This is a genomic window from Bacillus sp. AP50 (assembly GCF_040492675.1).
GTDB lineage: Bacteria > Bacillota > Bacilli > Bacillales > Bacillaceae_G > Bacillus_A > Bacillus_A cereus.
Window position 1 is genome coordinate 1 of record NZ_JBEUTW010000487.1, and the last position, 2,621, is coordinate 2,621.

Here is a 2,621-nt window from a genome sequence, read left to right on the forward strand (position 1 = left end):
ATTATATATTGAAGAGGTGGCTTTTGTAGATTACAAAAGTCATCTTTTTATGTTAGGAATAGATTGTATACATTTTAGCAGTTTCATATAAATAATAGAAATTTATACGAGGTAAATACCATGGGAAATAAAAAAGAAATAGCTATAGTTGCATTAACAACAGGATTTGTTTTAACAAGTGTAACACCATATGGAGTAGGTCATGCAGAGGAACCTGGTCAAATGCAAGTTGAAATTCAAGAGGATTCGTTCCGTACAGGTGATCTTACACAACCATCAAAAAAGGCGCCAGAGAATGTAGTGAAAGATGCACTTAAGGAAAATACGGAGCATGCTTTGTCTCCAAAACAAGTTAGTGCAGAAACAGGAGTAGATTACAAGGTTCTTCAAAAACGTGGTTCTTATGATGGAACTACACTTGTGCGCATGCAACAAATATATGAAGGAAAAGAAGTGTATGGCCACCAGTTAACTGCTCACGTAGATAAAAAAGGTATTATTAAAAGCATTTCAGGAGCTAGCGCACAAAATTTAACACAAGAAGATTTAAAGAAACCTATTAATTTATCAAAAGAAGAAGCGAAACAATATATTTATAAAAAGTACGGAAACGACATTAAATTTATTTCTGAACCAGAAGTTAAGGCGGTTATTTTTGTTGATGAAAATCATGGGCAGGCTAGCAATGCATATCAAGTTACATTTGCTGCTACAACACCAAATTATGTATCTGGAACTTATTTAGTGAATGCTCATAATGGCGATATGTTAAAAGATATGGTACAAGAATCAAGTTTGAAAATAAGTGAAGAGTATGTTGAATCCGTTAAGGAAAATAAAACTAGCAATTTCACATCATTAACTGGAACAGGAAAAGATGATTTAGGCGTAACTCGTACATTTGGTATTTCTAAACAGACCAGTGGGAATTATGCGCTTGCTGATTACACAAGAGGGCAAGGAATTGAGACATATGATGTAAATTATAGAGATATTACAAATGAAGAAAGTTATTATCCTGGCATACTAGCAACTAGCGCTTCAACAACATTTAATGATCCAAAGGCGGTAAGCGCTCATTTCTTAGCAACAAAGGTATATGATTTTTATAAAGAAAAATATAATCGTAATAGTTTTGATAATAAAGGAAAAAAAGTAGTTTCAGTTGTACATGCATGGGATTCTGGAGGAACAAATGATCCTGAAAATTGGGAGAATGCATTTAGTACTAATATTAATAACATCAGTATGCTTTTATATGGAGATCCTATGGTAAAAGCGTTCGATATAGCCGGTCATGAATTTACACACGCAGTTACATCAAGTGAATCTAACCTTGAATTCTCAGGAGAATCTGGGGCAATTAACGAGGCATTATCGGATATTATGGGAACGGCTATAGAGAAATACATAAATAATGGGGAATTTAACTGGACAATAGGAGAGCAAACTGGATCGACTTTTCGTAATATGAAAAATCCAACTGCAATTAATTTTTCAGAAGGACTACCGTATCCCGATGATTATAGTAAATATAATGATTTAAATGGAGAGGATTATGGAGGCGTTCATTTTAACTCAAGTATTATTAATAAAGTTGCGTATTTAATTGCACAAGGTGGTACTCATAACGGTGTAAATGTAAATGGTATTGGTGAAGATAAAATAGTGGCAACTAATAAATATGGAACGAGCTCAATTGAAGTTCAAGCAGTCCAAAATGCTTTTGATGCTGCAAAAATTACCGGAACAGTGAAAGAAAACGAAAAAACAGCAGAAAACCAAGCTCCAGAGTTAACTGTGCCGTTTACGATTACACTACGTGTAGGTGATACGTTTGATCCAATGAGAAATGTAAAAGCTGTTGATAAAGAAGATGGTGATTTAACAAATAAAGTAAAGCATAAAGGCGATGTAGATACTTCAAAACCAGGTACATACATTGTGGAATACTTGGTCGTTGATTCCCAAGGGAGAACTACAACGGCTACACAGACTGTAATTGTAGAGGGAAATGGAGAAATATTAGATTTAGAACCTAAATTAACAGTGCCTGTTGGAGCGACAATTCATGTAGGAGATTCATTCGATCCAATGATAAAAGTAAAAGCTATTGATAAAGAAGACGGCGATCTTACTTCTAAAGTAAAAATTGCTGGTGGAGTAGATACATCTAAAGTCGGTACTTACGTATTAACGTACACGGTTACAGATTCTAAAGGTCATGAAGTAACGGCGAAACAAGCTGTAACGGTTAAAGTTAGAGAAGAAGTTACAAATGAAAAACCAATACTAAAAGTACCTGCTACAACTTCAATTACTGAGGGTGATCAATTTGATCCGTTGATAGGAGTATCAGCTACTGACAAAGAAGACGGTGACCTTACTTCTAAAGTAGCGTATGAAGGAACTATAGATACAAATAAAGCCGGTATTTATGAAATAATATATAGTGTAAGAGATTCCGTGGGTAATGAGGTAAATACGATACAAAAAGTATTAGTGAAAGATAAAGAAACTAGCAAACCTAATGGTCTTGCTAATAAGACAAATAACAATAATATCTCAAATAACAGTAATACCGATAAAAAAGAATATACATATAAGGAGCTGCCAAAGAC

At 34.1% G+C, this 2,621-nt stretch carries 1 protein-coding gene; it reads left to right on the top strand.

Going from position 1 to position 2,621, the window contains the following annotated elements; all coding sequences use genetic code 11:
• Nucleotides 1-120: 120 nt before the first annotated feature.
• Nucleotides 121-2,621: immunoglobulin-like domain-containing protein (locus tag ABWK52_RS25210; protein ID WP_353772207.1), on the top strand; the 2,501-nt coding region annotated here is incomplete at its 3' end.